Source organism: Tenacibaculum sp. SZ-18 (assembly GCF_002813915.1).
In the GTDB taxonomy this organism is placed as follows: Bacteria; Bacteroidota; Bacteroidia; order Flavobacteriales; family Flavobacteriaceae; genus Polaribacter.
The window spans coordinates 3080514-3095158 of record NZ_CP019335.1; the positions used below are offsets into that span (position 1 = coordinate 3080514).

16 protein-coding genes are annotated in these 14645 nt (G+C 30.2%); 10 read left to right on the forward strand and 6 right to left on the reverse strand.

Translation table 11 applies throughout. The annotated features are described in order from the left end of the window. Genes BTO06_RS13870 through BTO06_RS13880 form a run of 3 tightly spaced genes read right to left on the reverse strand, consistent with a single transcriptional unit; the run spans nucleotide 1 to nucleotide 3635 of the window. A complete protein-coding gene (locus BTO06_RS13870; protein ID WP_157811867.1) occupies nucleotides 1–636 on the reverse strand; it encodes a hypothetical protein in 636 nt (211 codons plus the stop codon). Nucleotides 637–651: 15 nt separating this feature from the next. Next, on the reverse strand, nucleotides 652–1524 hold the full coding sequence (locus BTO06_RS13875) for a hypothetical protein (protein ID WP_100925884.1): 873 nt from the start codon (nucleotides 1522–1524) through the stop codon (nucleotides 652–654). Nucleotides 1525–1526: 2 nt separating this feature from the next. Next, nucleotides 1527–3635, reverse strand: coding sequence for a T9SS type A sorting domain-containing protein (locus tag BTO06_RS13880; RefSeq protein ID WP_100925885.1), 2109 nt, complete (start codon nucleotides 3633–3635; stop codon nucleotides 1527–1529). 130 nt (nucleotides 3636–3765) lie between these two features. Here BTO06_RS13880 and BTO06_RS13885 point away from each other — a divergent pair, with 130 nt between their 5' ends. Both BTO06_RS13885 and BTO06_RS13890 read left to right on the forward strand, forming a co-directional pair. Then, the gene (locus BTO06_RS13885) at nucleotides 3766–4311 is read left to right on the forward strand and encodes an RNA polymerase sigma factor (protein WP_100925886.1); all 546 of its coding nucleotides are present in this window, start codon (nucleotides 3766–3768) and stop codon (nucleotides 4309–4311) included. After that, entirely contained in the window at nucleotides 4308–5000 is a 693-nt protein-coding gene (locus BTO06_RS13890; protein WP_157811868.1) for a tetratricopeptide repeat protein, read from the forward strand. The genes BTO06_RS13885 and BTO06_RS13890 overlap by 4 nt, the downstream gene beginning before the upstream one ends. A 1-nt stretch (nucleotide 5001) precedes the next feature. On the opposite strand, the gene BTO06_RS13895 is transcribed toward BTO06_RS13890, so the two are convergent. After that, nucleotides 5002–5796, reverse strand: coding sequence for a patatin-like phospholipase family protein (locus tag BTO06_RS13895; RefSeq protein WP_100925888.1), 795 nt, complete (start codon nucleotides 5794–5796; stop codon nucleotides 5002–5004). Between the two features lie 588 nt (nucleotides 5797–6384). Between BTO06_RS13895 and BTO06_RS13900 the strand changes: the two genes are divergently transcribed. From BTO06_RS13900 to BTO06_RS13915, 4 genes are read left to right on the forward strand one after another with little or no spacing between them, the layout of a single operon-like run. Further along, nucleotides 6385–7209 carry a prephenate dehydratase gene (locus BTO06_RS13900; protein WP_100925889.1) on the forward strand — a complete coding sequence of 275 codons (825 nt, stop codon included), beginning with the start codon at nucleotides 6385–6387 and terminating at the stop codon, nucleotides 7207–7209. Then, on the forward strand, nucleotides 7206–8360 hold the full coding sequence (locus BTO06_RS13905) for a pyridoxal phosphate-dependent aminotransferase (RefSeq protein WP_100925890.1): 1155 nt from the start codon (nucleotides 7206–7208) through the stop codon (nucleotides 8358–8360). The genes BTO06_RS13900 and BTO06_RS13905 overlap by 4 nt, the downstream gene beginning before the upstream one ends. A gap of 1 nt (nucleotide 8361) precedes the next feature. After that, nucleotides 8362–9225, forward strand: coding sequence for a prephenate dehydrogenase (locus BTO06_RS13910; protein WP_100925891.1), 864 nt, complete (start codon nucleotides 8362–8364; stop codon nucleotides 9223–9225). Nucleotides 9226–9236: 11 nt separating this feature from the next. Further along, nucleotides 9237–10319, forward strand: a complete 1083-nt coding sequence (locus tag BTO06_RS13915) for a bifunctional 3-deoxy-7-phosphoheptulonate synthase/chorismate mutase type II (protein WP_100925892.1) — start codon at nucleotides 9237–9239, stop codon at nucleotides 10317–10319. A gap of 82 nt (nucleotides 10320–10401) precedes the next feature. Here BTO06_RS13915 and BTO06_RS13920 read toward each other — a convergent pair whose 3' ends face one another. Further along, nucleotides 10402–10857, reverse strand: coding sequence for a hypothetical protein (locus BTO06_RS13920; RefSeq protein WP_100925893.1), 456 nt, complete (start codon nucleotides 10855–10857; stop codon nucleotides 10402–10404). 93 nt (nucleotides 10858–10950) lie between these two features. Between BTO06_RS13920 and BTO06_RS13925 the strand changes: the two genes are divergently transcribed. The 4 genes from BTO06_RS13925 to BTO06_RS13940 all read left to right on the forward strand — a co-directional run bounded on the left by BTO06_RS13925 (nucleotide 10951) and on the right by BTO06_RS13940 (nucleotide 13866). Further along, nucleotides 10951–11703, forward strand: coding sequence for a DUF5995 family protein (locus tag BTO06_RS13925; RefSeq protein ID WP_100925894.1), 753 nt, complete (start codon nucleotides 10951–10953; stop codon nucleotides 11701–11703). A gap of 41 nt (nucleotides 11704–11744) precedes the next feature. Next, nucleotides 11745–12695, forward strand: a complete 951-nt coding sequence (gene rsgA / locus BTO06_RS13930) for a ribosome small subunit-dependent GTPase A (RefSeq protein WP_100925895.1) — start codon at nucleotides 11745–11747, stop codon at nucleotides 12693–12695. Nucleotides 12696–12701: 6 nt separating this feature from the next. Next, a complete protein-coding gene (dtd, locus tag BTO06_RS13935; RefSeq protein WP_100925896.1) occupies nucleotides 12702–13154 on the forward strand; it encodes a D-aminoacyl-tRNA deacylase in 453 nt (150 codons plus the stop codon). A gap of 70 nt (nucleotides 13155–13224) precedes the next feature. Continuing rightward, entirely contained in the window at nucleotides 13225–13866 is a 642-nt protein-coding gene (locus BTO06_RS13940) for a YceI family protein (protein ID WP_100925897.1), read from the forward strand. A gap of 34 nt (nucleotides 13867–13900) precedes the next feature. On the opposite strand, the gene lipB is transcribed toward BTO06_RS13940, so the two are convergent. Next, the gene (gene lipB, locus BTO06_RS13945; protein ID WP_100925898.1) at nucleotides 13901–14611 is read right to left on the reverse strand and encodes a lipoyl(octanoyl) transferase LipB; all 711 of its coding nucleotides are present in this window, start codon (nucleotides 14609–14611) and stop codon (nucleotides 13901–13903) included. Nucleotides 14612–14645 lie beyond the last annotated feature (34 nt).

Here is a 14645-nt window from a genome sequence, read left to right on the forward strand (position 1 = left end):
TTATTTTAAAAATCCTAAATCTTTTGCCATAGCTAAAGTGATCTTTTCAAAATCTCTATTCTTAGCTTTTTCTTTATTATTAAAAGGAGCTCCAGGAGCTACAATCTCTAAAGAATACCCCTCAAACTTTATTTCTAATTTTCTTTTTGCAGAGGTATACAGCGCAGCTTTTCCTACATTTGGAATCCATTTTCCTGTTTTAGACATTGACTTTTTTAAAGACCATGCTTCTTCCCAATTCTCTCCTTGACCAACAGCTTCAGAAATTCCACCTTGGTCCTCACTAGCTTTTACTTCCTTAAAAAGTGTTACCATTCCGGTTAAAAAATTCCACTCTGTATCATCTAATTTTACACGAACCAGGCATGTTTTAACCTGTTCATTCTGTACAAACTTTCCTTTTCCAACAGTTACTATATAAGATGCTGGAACATTATATAAACTCGCAACTTTCTCTTGATTCAACAAAGCACAAACATCTTCCACGTCCGCAAAATTCATAGCATTTCCTTTAAAGTTCTTATTCACAAAAGAAGTATCTCCTAAATCAGATCCTATTATTGATTTTTTATCTCCAAAACATGAGCTTAAAATGGTTAAACTCATTACTAAAATTGTTATTTTAAATATTTTCATTTTATTCAGTTTTTGTTATCTGTAATCGTTGAATTTTTTCAATTTCACATTGATATTCCCTGTAACATTTCCTTCTCGCAACACATAAAACTCTTTCATTAAACATGATTTATTTGCTTTACATTTTTCCTCTTCTTCTCGTGAAGTCGCTGCTCTTTTCGCTAAACAATTAACCATATGATTTCCACTAAAAGAGACCACCAACTCATCTTTATTAAACTTCTTAATATGAAGAATTCCTGAAAAAGCTTGACTTTCAATTTGCTCGTAAGTATTTACAAAATTGATACTATAAGTTGTCTTTTCTTCTGGTTCAATGAAGGCAATATTTCCAAAATAACTTGTTTCGACTTGTTTTAATAATGGATCACTTAATTCTTTTAATTTGTCTCCAAATTCATCGGTAGAGATTTTACCCGCTTGGAACTTTTTTGTTAGCTCTTTTATCTGATCTTGCACACTCTTTTTACTTATTTCAAAATTTTGTTTCTCTTTTTCAATACGGTTGTAATTTTTACTCTCAATTTGCTTTCTCATATTCATATCATCATCATAGCCTTTCTTTACATTACTTAGACTCACATAAACACTATCTTTCTCCTCTATTGGAAACTTCAATCCGTTTTTAAAATTTACATCCATCATAAAAACAAAATTATTTGGAGGATTAACATTATCTGTTATTGGTTGTCCTCCAGATAATTCGTACCTCCCACCATAACCTTCTCTTAGCTCTTTTTGAGCAATATAGATTGAGAACTTTTGTGAACTTACATTTGCTTCAATAGCTTCACAGTCACCAAATGATTTGGTATCGTATATTACTTTTTGAGAAAAACCTAGGTTAACTGAAAAAAGAAATGTCACAGCAGCTATAAATTTTCTCATTATTATTGTTTAATAATTTTCTTATTGATTTTATTCTTGAATTCATCTTCAATTTGAAGTAGGTATAAACCTGATGGTAAATTTTGAATTGAGAATTCGTGTGTTGTATTGTTAATATTATTCGATTTATAATAAACTTTACCAGCTAAATCATACAAAATAGCTGTGTTTATAAATGTCGAGTTTTTAATATTCAAAAGATCACTAGTAGGATTCGGATATACTGTAACTTCTTGATTATCTATAAAGTCATCAACAGAAAGCACAGCAGTATCTTGTGCATTTAAAACAAAACTTCCAGAGCCACTTTTTGCTTTATTTGATGTTGACAACTCCAACCAAACTTGTAAATAATATTCTTGTCCAGCAGTTAATCCATTTACAGATAAGTTTCCTTCATCACAATTTAATGGAGTTGCATCTGTACATGAAGCATATAAGGCAATTTTTGAAACCAATGAATCTGCGCTAATTGTAATATTCATACTTCCAGATTCTGGAGCTATAAACGAATACCAAACATCAAAAACAACTACTCCACTTTCTGCACAATTTGGATTTGTAACAGCTCCTGAAGCACTTATTGTATCCCCTGGTGTATCCTGACCAAGAGTAATTGGAACAGTAAAGGAGCAATCATCATTTACTGGAGTACAGTTTTCACTAAAATTAGTTTGCATATCTATTTGCGCCCATTTCGTGTTACTATAATTAACATCATCAACTTCTACACAGGTTAAATTTGAATTGGCAAAGGCAGAAAAATTCTCATTCGTTATGAGTGTATTATTTCCATTTTTTAGAGAAATTCCAAGTAAACTATTATCATTAGCAATTAATCGTGATAAATTTATGTTATTTACAAGATTTAAGTATTCTATATTATTTACCTCACAAATGATTGATTCTAATAACGAATTTGATAGAGTATTTAATTCTGACAATTGGTTTGCACTACAATTTAGATTAACCAAATTTGTGTTTTTTGTAATATCTAAAACTGTGATATCATTGTATGAACAATCTAAAGTGGTTAAGTCTTTGAGATCAGTAACTGACAAAGAAGTTAATTCGTTTCCACTACAGTTTAATGTAGTCAAAGAAGTAAAATACTCAATCCCCGACAAATCTGAAATATACTGATAACTTACATCTAATTCAGTAAGTTCAGCAACCAACTCGGTGAAAACTAATCCATCGCCAATAATTCCATTTCCTACATTAATACCTTCTAAATAACTCTCAAAACTTTCATCTATTATGGTAATTGTTTCTCCATTAGATACTTCATCACAATCATTCCTGAATACTAAATATTCATCAAAACGTGGAGCTCCTGTAATTTTGGTTCTTGACCAATTTTCATTTACATAATCCGCATCAGAGACTTCAATACAAGTTAAATTTGGATTAGACAAACTCTCTAAATAATAGTTATTCAACCCATTTTTAATTGATACGTTTGAAATATTATTTAATTCGAATAATATTATACTTGAAATGACCGTGTTATTAGCAAAATCTAGGTTATCGATTTTATCACAATAGTATACGTAAAAATCGGTAAGACCAATATTTGTAGAAATATCAATAGTTTCAAGTTTATCACTATTAGTCAAACTAATAGACTCTAGATTCGTTGCGTTCGTAATATTTAAATTTGTCAATTCTAAATTATCTTTCAAACTCAATATTTCAATACTTGAATTATTAGAAAGATCTAGAGTAGTTAAAGAGGAATCTTGCATTGTTATCCTTATTAACTTCATTAAACCATCAATGTTTAAAGAGGTTAAAGATTGGTCTCCTATTGTTATATATTGGAGTTCTGTGTTTGCAGTTAAATCAATAGACTGAATAGGATTTCCTTTAAGTCGTATTTCAACTAAATTTGTAAAATCTTCAAGTCCAGTTAAATCTTGAATTCCCAAATTATTCATTGGTAAGAAAGTAATATTCTTAATATTATCCCTTAATACATAGTCATCCAGAACATCATCATACCCCTGATTTACCAAAAATTGTTCAAACGCATTATCTGGGACAAATGTATGCTGTGAAAAGAGAGCCAGAGGAAAACATAGTATTAGAAGTAATTTTTTATAATTCATATTATTAGAGTTAATGATTATTAAATATTTTCGCTTTTATATTCATATATTAGTTTGTCAATTATTTCAAATCTTAACATTTTGAGAAAAAAAAGATTTTTTGTTAATATTTTTACATTTTTAAATACTAATGGATAAATCTATAAAGGACATAGCACTGCAGGAGGAGTTAAGAAATGGTAATAAAAATTCTTTAAGGAAAGTTTATGTAAATTATAGAGACGATTTTTTAAAGTATGCGTTTACCTACAATTTATCGGAAACTGATGCTTTAGATATTTACCATGACACCATCATTGCATTCAATAAAAGTTTTGCAATCAATAAAACAGTGCTAGAAAAAAGCTCTGTTAAAACTTATTTATTCGGAATTGGTAAAAACAAAATTTACAATCACTTTAAAAAATCAAAAAAAATAGTACTTGTTAAGGATCAAAAGGAAGATGGTTATGACAGTATTTCCATAGAAAGTGTAGAGCCAACAATGGAACAAATTGCATTAAGCAAAGCTTTAAACAAGATTTCAAAATCTTGTAGAACACTCTTGCAATTATTTTATCTCAGAAACTTAAGTATTGAAGAGATATTAAAAGTGACTGATTACAAAGATGCGAATACTGTAAGTAGCCATAAATCTAGATGTATGAAAAAACTAAAAGAGTTAGTAGGAAAATGAGTGATTATCAAAATTTAATACAAAAATACTTTGCTAAGAATTTGAATGTTAATGAACGAGCTTTATTTGATTCTTTAAAAAGCAACAACGAAGAATTTATTGCTTTATTCAATGAGCATAAAAAAATGCATGCAGCATTTCAAATTATCGAAGATAAAGAAGTTAGCGATTTAATTAATTCAATAGAAAACAAAAAAGGAACAAAAAACATATTTTTAAAAATCGCTGCTGTACTTACCGTATTTATTAGTGGTTATTATTTTCTGTTTTATTCAGGTAATAATTTCGATTCATATTTAGACGAATACCCAAACGTACACTTTCCTATTACTAGGAGTGAAACCGAAAATGACATTTATAAAGCATTTAGTGCTTATGAACAAAAAGACTACAAATTAGCAATTGAAAAATTTGATAATCTCTTACTGAAAGAAACTACACCAGAAATTAAGTTTTATAAAGCAATGGCTCTTTTGAGTATTGATAAAAAAGAACAAGCATTGTCTATTTTAAAAGAATTACAAAACTTTGATTTTGACTATTCCGAAGAAACACTTTGGTATCTATCAATCACTCATTTATTGCTTGACGAAAAAAAATCAGCTAAATCCACTTTGGAATTAATGGACAAACAACAAATGAAATTTAAGAAAAGTCAAAGACAAGAACTATTGAACAAACTCAATTAATTTATTTCAATCTTTCATTTAAATATTTCTTTGCTACTTTATAAATTTTATTCACTTCTTTTTTATCGAAACTGCTGTAATCTTCAAGCGGAAAGCACACCGTTGCAAAAGTTTTAAAAAATTTATATTCCTCAGAAGACAGAGATAACAACTTAAAAGAGTGTTCTAATACTTTATAAGTTGAACTTAAATCTTTATTCTTCTTTACAGATGGATACACCACGTAACTTCCAATGATTGGATACTCAGACCCTTTAAACGGCGTAATCGGAAAATTATCTAAAATACCTCCATCAGAATACAATTCACCGTTTATATCAATTGGATTAAACAACCCAGGAACTGCACAAGATGCTAAAACTGGCTTTCTTAAGTCTCCTTCACTAAAGTAATGAGTGACTCCTTTATTTAAATTAGTAGTCGATAAATATAAAGGAATCGATAACTCTTCAAATGTATCCTTAATTTTACCATTCAACAATTTTGAATAGTTATCAGAGTTAAAAATTCCAGCTTTACCAAAGGTTAACCACGAATACTGGAATATATCTGTCTTTTTAAAAAATGTTAAAATCTCTTTTGCTGAAACACCCGAAGCATACATCGAGCCTACCAAAGAACCTGCACTACAAGCTGAAATTGAATTTATTTTTATATTTCGTTTCTCCAATTCCTCTAGTAGTGAAATATGAGCTACTCCTTTTTCTCCGCCTCCACTCAATACCAAATTAATGGGAACACTCTTATCCAGTTTATTTAAATTATCAATAGAGCACTTGTAGGATTCTTTAATCATTTTGTTTCAATGTTTTCATAGTTAATTTCTGGTTAAAGATACTACGAAAATTAAATTCAATCAACCTTTCCTATATTATATGTGTAACGATTCAAATCAAATAAACCAACATCAAACTGTGATTGAAATTAAATTCATAATGAATAAAAACAATAGAAAGAGACGAAGTTTTAAAAAACATGTGAAATTTAAGTCATTCAAATTATTCACAAAAGTACGCATTGAGACTCCCGAGTTAACTCCTATCAAAAAGTATATCTCTTTAAAACCAAAATAAAACTTCTATCAAATTAAAATCTTTCCCTGTTATATTCTATACAAGACTAACATATTTGTTAAATAAATAGCTTACGAAATCGATAGCGAAAAAAAAATAAAAAAAATTTGGTTAAGAGAAATTAATTTTTCAGATTTGTCAACAACAAAATAACAACGAATAAGTTATGTTACAAAACGTATGGCAAGGTTTCTATTTTTACTTTTACTTTTACAGTAAGAGGAGAGACTTTGTGTTATATGTTTAGCTAGCTAATAAAATAATATAAATATAAAGTCTCGATTACATCGAGGCTTTTTTTTTGATCTAAAATGAAAAAAATAGCCATTCAAGGAATAGAAGGAAGCAACCACCACATTGTTGCAACTCAATTTTTCGATAAAAACATTTCACTAAAAGAATGTTTATCGTTCGATGTACTTGTTGATAGTTTAATTAACAATGAATCCAACCAAGCAATCATGGCAATTGAAAATACAATTGCTGGTTCTATTATTCCGAATTACGCATTAATCGACAAGAATAACCTTCACATTTCTGGAGAGTATTACTTACCAATTCATCATCATTTAATGGCGTTACCAAATCAGGATATATCAGAGATAAAAGAAGTTTGTTCACACCCAATGGCACTACTGCAGTGTAAAGAATTCTTCAAACAATACAAACATATAAAATTGGTAGAAGATGTTGATACAGCTGAGATTGCAAAACGAATATCTAAGAAAAAATTATCCGGCGTTGCTGCAATTGCACCTAAAATCGCTGCTGATATTTTCGAACTTGAAGTATTAGAAGATGAAATTCAAACAATAAAAAATAATGCTACTCGCTTCGTTATTCTTCAAACTTCTCAACCAAAAAATGGAATAGATTCGATTAATAAAGCATCATTAAAGTTTGAGTTAGATCATAAACGAGGAAGTTTAGCTGCCATTTTAAATGTAATGAGCGATTGTAAATTGAATCTTACCAAAATTCAATCGTTACCAAAAATCGAAACACCATGGAAATATGCATTTTTCGTAGACGTGACTTTTGACACTTATGAAGATTACAAAAAAGCGAAAGCTATTATAGAAATTATGGCTACAGATTTTAAAATATTAGGAGAATACAAAAACGGAAGATCATGATAGAATTTGCAAACCGTTTACAAACCGTTGAAGAATACTACTTCTCTAAAAAGTTAAGAGAAGTTAGAGGATTAGTTGCTGAAGGAAAACCAATCATAAATATGGGAATTGGTAGTCCAGATTTAGCTCCACCAACCGAAGTAATTACAGCAATTACGAAAAGTATGACTGAAGCTGGGGCTCATAAATACCAAAGCTACCAAGGAATTCCTGAGTTTAGAGCAGCTGTGAGTTCTTTTTACAAATCGAACTACAATGTTTCTCTTGATACTAATACCGAAATACTTCCTTTAATGGGTAGTAAGGAAGGAATTATGCATATTTCATTAGCCATTTTAAATGAAGGGGACAGTGTTCTAATTCCTAATCCAGGTTACCCAACATACAGTTCAGTTACGAAACTTGTAGGTGCAAATCCTATATATTATGATTTAGTAGAAGAGCACAACTACCAACCAAATTTTGAAGCTTTAGAGGAAGAGGATTTAAGTAACGTAAAACTAATGTGGATTAATTACCCACATATGCCAACAGGAACAAATGCTTCTGAAAATACGTTCAGAAATATTATTGAGTTTGCTAAAAAGCATAACATTGTTGTTGTAAATGACAATCCGTATAGTTTTATATTAAATGAAAAACCTACGAGTATTTTACAAGTTAACGGAGCAAAAGAAATAGCATTAGAATTAAACTCTCTAAGTAAATCTTTCAACATGGCAGGTTGGAGAGTTGGAATGTTATCGGGAAAACAAGAATTCTTAAATGAAATTTTAAAAGTGAAAACTCAAATGGATTCTGGAATGTTTTACGGAATTCAAAAAGGAGCTATAGCGGCTTTACAACTTTCAAAAGAATGGTTTAGTAGTATTAACTCAATTTATGAGGCCAGAAGAGCACTAATTCATGAACTTATAGAAAAATTAGGCCTTACTTGTAAAAAAGATGGTTCAGGAATGTTTGTTTGGACAAAAATTCCGTCTAACCAAAAATCAGAGGATTATATTGATAACCTTCTTCACAAGTACAATCTATTTGTTGCTCCTGGAAGTATTTTCGGAAGTCAAGGTGAAGGATATATACGTTTTTCTTTATGCGTAAAAGAAGAAGACATAAAAACAGCGATTAAAAGGATAGATAATTTGGTGTAGTATGAATGTATTTATAGTTGGTGTAGGATTAATCGGCGGAAGTTTGGCGCTAGATATTCAAAAAGAATTTAACAATGCTGTCATTTATGGAATAGACAGAAATGAAGATCATTTAGAAGAAGCTTTGTCTTTAGAGATTATTGAAAAAAAAGCAACAAATCAAGATGTAGCAATAGCTGATATTGTAATTGTTTCTATTCCTGTAGATGTTTCTTTATATGTTATTCCTGAAATATTAAATTATATTCCAGACAACTGTTTGGTTTTAGATGTGGGATCTACAAAAGAATTGGTTTGTGATGCTATAGCTAATCATCCAAAAAGAAGAAATTTTTTAGCGACACATCCTATTGCAGGAACTGAATTTTCAGGACCGAAAGCTGCGTTAACAGATTTATATCGAGGAAAAACTAATATCATTTGTGAAGTAGAAAAAACCGCATTCAAATTGCAAGAAAAAGCTTTGGAGATTTTCTCAAAATTAGGAATGCGCATTCGATATATGGATCCTAAATCCCATGATAAACATATTGCTTACGTATCACATTTATCTCACATCAGCTCTTTTATGTTAGGGAAAACAGTTATTGAAAAAGAGAAAAACGAACGTGATATTTTCGATATGGCAGGAAGTGGTTTCGCTTCAACAGTGCGCTTGGCAAAAAGTTCACCAGCTATGTGGACTCCAATATTTGAACAAAACAAAAATAATGTTCTAGAAACCCTAGATGAATACATTGAAAATTTACAAAACTTTAAAACGCTGTTAGAACAAAATAATTTTTCAGAAATCTACTCTGAAATGGAAAACACCAATCATATCAAACAAATTTTAAACGGAATTCAAGAAGTAAAGCTTCCTTAAAAAGACAAAAAATGGAAAATACCAAAAAATTAAGAACATGGTTAGATGATTTCAAATTAAGTCATCCATTAGTAATTGCAGGACCTTGTAGTGCAGAAACAGAAGAGCAAGTATTAAAAATTGCTCATGAATTGAAAGATACTGATGCAACAGTATTAAGAGCGGGAATTTGGAAACCAAGAACAAGACCTGGAAATTTTGAAGGTGTTGGTGCACTTGGATTAAAATGGTTACAAAGAGCCAAGAAAGAAACCGGAATGTTAACTTCTACAGAAGTTGCCAATAAAGATCATGTGAAGTTAGCTCTAGAACACGACATTGATATTTTATGGATCGGAGCAAGAACAACGGTAAGTCCATTTATTGTTCAAGAAATTGCAGATGCTTTAGAAGGAACTGATAAGATTGTTTTAGTTAAAAATCCTGTAAATCCAGATTTAGCTTTATGGCTAGGTGCTATTGAGCGTTTATACTCTGCAAATATCAAAAAGTTAGGAGTTATTCACAGAGGATTTTCAACGTATGAAAAAACGAGATACAGAAATAATCCGAATTGGCAAATTCCTATTGAATTACAGAATCGTTTCCCAGATTTACCATTAATCTGCGATCCTTCTCATATTGCTGGGCGTAGAGACATCATTTTTGATATCTGCCAGACTGCTTTAGATTTAAACTTTGACGGTTTAATGGTAGAAACTCACCACGATCCTGATAATGCTTGGAGTGATGCGAAACAGCAAATTACTCCGGAAACATTAATCCAAATGATGGTAGATTTAAAAATCAGAAAAGAAACGGATACGGAAGCTGATTATAGTAATGCCTTAAATACATTAAGAACTCAAATTGATGTGGTAGATCATCAGTTAATTGAAATGTTAGGAAAACGTATGAAAATTTCTGATCAGATTGGTGCTTTAAAGAAAGACAAGAACGTTGCGATTCTTCAAACAAAACGTTGGAACGAAATTCTAGGCAAAATGATTCTAGAAGGTGAAGAAAATAATTTAAGTGAAGAATTTGTACTCAGAATATTTAAAGCAATTCACCAGGAAAGTATCAATCACCAGAAGAAAATTATTAACCAATAATAAATATTAAACCTTGCATACTGGCAAAAAAAGGACGTTTAAGAAATACTTAAACGTCCTTTAATTTTATACTCAAACAAACTTATTGTTTCAATCTCTTGAAAATAAATCGAGTAATAAAAATTCCACTATTATCGCCTTTACCTCCATAACTTTCAACTCCACTATTTACAAAGGCAAGTTCCCATCCATTTGCTACCATATCATTAATTTTTGAAGTAATTACAGCATCATTAGCTGCAATATTTTGAAAACGAATACCTCCTAAGTTAAAGAAGTTTAATAATTTAGTTTCATCAAAGTTTTTAACCCTGATTTCAGAACGATCAGATTTGTTTCTTTTATCTTTTTTCTTGTCATCTGAACGTGTAGAAGTAAATTGCTTATAATCTCTATCTTCGTTGCTAGAAATTAATCGTGATCTACCCAAACCACTCGGAATAATTGATTCTACACTTGTAACAACCTTATAATCATACTGTTGAGAGCTTACAGGAATTGCTATCATAGCAATAAGGATAAATAATACTTTTTTCATAGTATTAAAATTTTAAAAATTAGTTGCGAATATACTTGTTTAATCTTTATAAAAATATTGTACTTTTCTACTATCCAACCAAACTAACCATTTATGAAATCAATTCATAACATTGATGATGTTATTGCTGTTCTGCAAGACATTATCGATACTTCAATTCAAGAAAAAAGTCCACTAGGCTATTTTGCTGCATTATATCAAAAAGTAACCATTAAAGTAAAAGAAGGAATTCAAAATGGTGTTTTTGAAGATGGACCAAGAATGGAAAAGCTAGATATTATTTTTGCGAAAAGATATATAGATGCATACTATGATTTTTCCCAGAACAAAACAGTGACCTCTTCATGGTTAAAAGCTTTTATGTTATCTAAAAAATTCTGGCCAATTGTATTACAACATTTGCTTATTGGAATGAATGCGCATATAAACCTTGATTTAGGAATTGCTGCAGCTCAAGTTTCGGAAGGAGAACCAATTGAAAAATTGAAAAACGATTTTAATAAAATCAATGAAATTTTATCTTCATTAGTTACAGATGTTGAAAATGACTTAGCATCTATTTGGCCTTTCTTAAGAAAAATTTTAAAATTCACAAAAAAAGTTGATAATTTCTTCGTTGATTTCAGCATGGAAATTGCTAGAGATGGTGCTTGGAATTTTGCTGTTCACCTTGCTAATACTTCTTCTTCTGATTTACAAAAAGTAATTGAAGAAAGAGATAAAAAAGTAGCAAAGATCGCCTCTTTAATTAGTGATCCTGGAATAATAGTAAATATCATTTTTGGGATAATTAGAATAGCAGAAAGGGGCAGTATTCCTGGAAAAATTAAAGATTTAATGAACTAAACTTCTGAAGAAGATTCAATTTTTATTCTCATCTTTGTTATATGACAGGTACGGTTTATAAATCTACAGGAAGTTGGTATTGGGTAAAAACTGAAGAAGGTAAGTTTTTAAAATGCAGAATTAAAGGAAAATTCCGAATTCAAGGTATTAAAAGTACCAATCCTATTGCAGTTGGTGATCACGTAAAATTTGAAATTGACACCAAAAGTGATGAAGAAACAGGAATTATTACTGAAATTTTTGATCGTAAAAATTACATTGTCCGTAAATCCGTAAATCTTTCCAAACAAACACATATTATTGCTTCAAATATTGATCAAGCATTTTTATTGGTTACTATAGATAATCCACCAACATTCACCACTTTTATTGATCGTTTTTTAGTTACTGCTGAAGCTTATTCTATAGAAGTTATTCTTGTGTTCAATAAAATTGACACCTATAAAATTGAACAAAAAGCTGAAATTTTATATCTCAAAGATATTTACGAGCCAATTGGCTATAAATGTATTGAAGTTTCTGCTGCGGAAGGAACTAATGTGGAAGAAATAAAAGATATGATGACTCATAAAGTAAGTATGTTCTCAGGGCACTCTGGTGTCGGAAAAACTACTTTACTAAACTGTATTGAACCTACTTTAGATTTAAGAACTAAGGAAATATCCGAGCAGCACAAGCAAGGGCAGCATACAACTACATTTGCTGAAATGTTCGATTTAAGTTTTGATGCTAGAATTATTGATACTCCTGGAATTAAAGGATTTGGTGTTGTGGATATTGACAAAGATGAATTAGGAGATTATTTTCCAGAGTTTTTTGCTTTAAAACAAGACTGTAAATTTAATAACTGTATTCATTTAAAGGAGCCATATTGTGCGGTAAAAGAAGCACTAGAAAATGAAGAAATATCTTGGTCTAGATACAAAAGCTATTTACAAATATTAGAAGGAGAAGAAGAGAATTACAGAACCGATATTTTATCAGGAAAATAAAATTTAATGAAAGCGGTAATACAAAGAGTTACAGGAGCGAGTGTAACCATTGAAGGAGAAAAAGTTGCAAATATTCAGTCAGGTTTATTGATTTTACTGGGAATTGTTAGTGAAGATTCCAGAGAAGATATAGATTGGTTATCTAAGAAAATCGCAAATCTTAGAATTTTCAATGACGAGAATAACGTGATGAACAAATCCTTATTAGATATAAATGGTGATGCTATAATTGTAAGTCAATTTACATTACACGCATCTACAAAAAAAGGAAATAGACCAAGTTATATTCTAGCAGCCAAACCAGATACGGCAATTCCTCTCTATAAAGAATTTGTTACCGTATTTGAAAAACAAGTTGGTAAAAAAGTACAAACTGGTCAGTTTGGAGCGGATATGAAAGTAGAATTGCTAAACGATGGACCCGTGACAATTATAATTGACACAAAAGACAAAAAATAGTTTTCATACATGACGGATATTAAATATATTTGCCATGGAAAATAAATTATATTAATTTAATCTACATAAAATGAAAAAACTAATCTTATCATTAGCCATTGTTGCTATCGCATTAACTTCTTGTAAAAGCGAGAAGAAAGTTGAAACTAAAGAAGAAGTAAAAGTTGAAGAAAAAGTAACTGATCCTATTAACTCGTATAACGTAAATGTAGCAGAATCTTCAATTTCTTGGAAGGGAGATAAAAAAGTAGGAGATGCTCATAACGGAGTAATTGGATTAGAAAAGGGATTATTCGATATTGAAAACGGAGTTTTAAAAGCTGGTGAATTTGTAATTAATATGAATTCAATTTCTTGTTTAGATTTAGAAGGAAAAAAGAAGGCAAGCCTAGAAGGCCATCTAAAAAACAAAGATTTCTTTGACGTTGAAAAATTTCCAACTGCAAAATTTGTTGTTGCTAGCTCAGAAGTAAAAGAAGGAAAATTACATATTACTGGTAATTTAACGATTAAAGATGTTACTAAGAGTATTACAATTCCAGCTACATTAACAGAAAATGGAAATGATATTACTTTAAAGAGTGAAAAATTTAATGTTGATAGAACTGATTTTGGTGTTAAATATGGTTCTGGAAAGTTTTTTGAAAGTCTAAAAGATAAGGCTATCAACGATTTAATCGAATTTTCTTTTGATTTAAAAGCGAGAAAATAATTATCAATTTTCTATAAGTAAAAAAAGCGAGCCTTTAGCTCGCTTTTTTTATGAATTCATCTACTTCAAAAATTTCTTTGAAGTATTTTAATATTTTACCCTTTACTTCTTCCACGTCTAACTTTCTTCCAAGTTCAGCTTCCATCGAAGTAACGGCTTTTCCTTTGATACCGCATGGAATGATATGATCAAAATAACCTAAATCTGCATTTACATTCAAAGCAAAACCATGCATAGTTACCCAGCGACTAGTTCGAATTCCCATCGCACAAATTTTCCTTGCAAACGGAGTTCCAACATCCAACCAAACTCCTGTTTCACCTTCACTTCTAAGCCCTTTTAATCCGTAATCATCAATAACTCTAATAATTACTTCCTCTAAACAACGAAGATACTTATGAATGTCTGTAAAGAAATTTTCTAAATCTAAAATAGGATACCCGACTATTTGGCCTGGTCCATGGTAAGTGATATCTCCTCCTCTATTTATTTTATAAAAAGTAATCCCTTTAGCTTCAAGCTGTTTTTCATTGAGTAATAAATTACTCATATCGCCACTTTTACCTAAGGTATACACATGAGGATGCTCAACAAATAGAAAGTAATTATTTGTTTCTATAGAAAGATTTTCTCTTCTGTTTCTAATTTTTGTATCAACGATACCTTGAAGTAAATCAGATTGATAATCCCAAGTTTCCTTATAATCTTTTTGATTTAATTCAATCAAACTAACATTTTTATTCATATTTTTGTCAAGTGCCTTATTTTTTTTAGTAATT

Excerpts from the sequence above, each read along its gene's own strand:
- rsgA (WP_100925895.1), top strand. The coding sequence starts at position 11,745 with ATGACAGGTACGGTTTATAAATCTACAGGAAGTTGGTATTGGGTAAAA.
- BTO06_RS13890 (WP_157811868.1), top strand. The coding sequence starts at position 4,308 with ATGAGTGATTATCAAAATTTAATACAAAAATACTTTGCTAAGAATTTG.
- BTO06_RS13915 (WP_100925892.1), top strand. The coding sequence starts at position 9,237 with ATGGAAAATACCAAAAAATTAAGAACATGGTTAGATGATTTCAAATTA.
- BTO06_RS13905 (WP_100925890.1), top strand. The coding sequence starts at position 7,206 with ATGATAGAATTTGCAAACCGTTTACAAACCGTTGAAGAATACTACTTC.
- BTO06_RS13940 (WP_100925897.1), top strand. The coding sequence starts at position 13,225 with ATGAAAAAACTAATCTTATCATTAGCCATTGTTGCTATCGCATTAACT.
- lipB (WP_100925898.1), bottom strand. The coding sequence starts at position 14,611 with ATGAATAAAAATGTTAGTTTGATTGAATTAAATCAAAAAGATTATAAG.
- BTO06_RS13880 (WP_100925885.1), bottom strand. The coding sequence starts at position 3,635 with ATGAATTATAAAAAATTACTTCTAATACTATGTTTTCCTCTGGCTCTC.
- BTO06_RS13900 (WP_100925889.1), top strand. The coding sequence starts at position 6,385 with ATGAAAAAAATAGCCATTCAAGGAATAGAAGGAAGCAACCACCACATT.
- BTO06_RS13910 (WP_100925891.1), top strand. The coding sequence starts at position 8,362 with ATGAATGTATTTATAGTTGGTGTAGGATTAATCGGCGGAAGTTTGGCG.
- dtd (WP_100925896.1), top strand. The coding sequence starts at position 12,702 with ATGAAAGCGGTAATACAAAGAGTTACAGGAGCGAGTGTAACCATTGAA.
- BTO06_RS13885 (WP_100925886.1), top strand. The coding sequence starts at position 3,766 with ATGGATAAATCTATAAAGGACATAGCACTGCAGGAGGAGTTAAGAAAT.
- BTO06_RS13875 (WP_100925884.1), bottom strand. The coding sequence starts at position 1,524 with ATGAGAAAATTTATAGCTGCTGTGACATTTCTTTTTTCAGTTAACCTA.
- BTO06_RS13920 (WP_100925893.1), bottom strand. The coding sequence starts at position 10,857 with ATGAAAAAAGTATTATTTATCCTTATTGCTATGATAGCAATTCCTGTA.
- BTO06_RS13895 (WP_100925888.1), bottom strand. The coding sequence starts at position 5,796 with ATGATTAAAGAATCCTACAAGTGCTCTATTGATAATTTAAATAAACTG.
- BTO06_RS13870 (WP_157811867.1), bottom strand. The coding sequence starts at position 636 with ATGAAAATATTTAAAATAACAATTTTAGTAATGAGTTTAACCATTTTA.
- BTO06_RS13925 (WP_100925894.1), top strand. The coding sequence starts at position 10,951 with ATGAAATCAATTCATAACATTGATGATGTTATTGCTGTTCTGCAAGAC.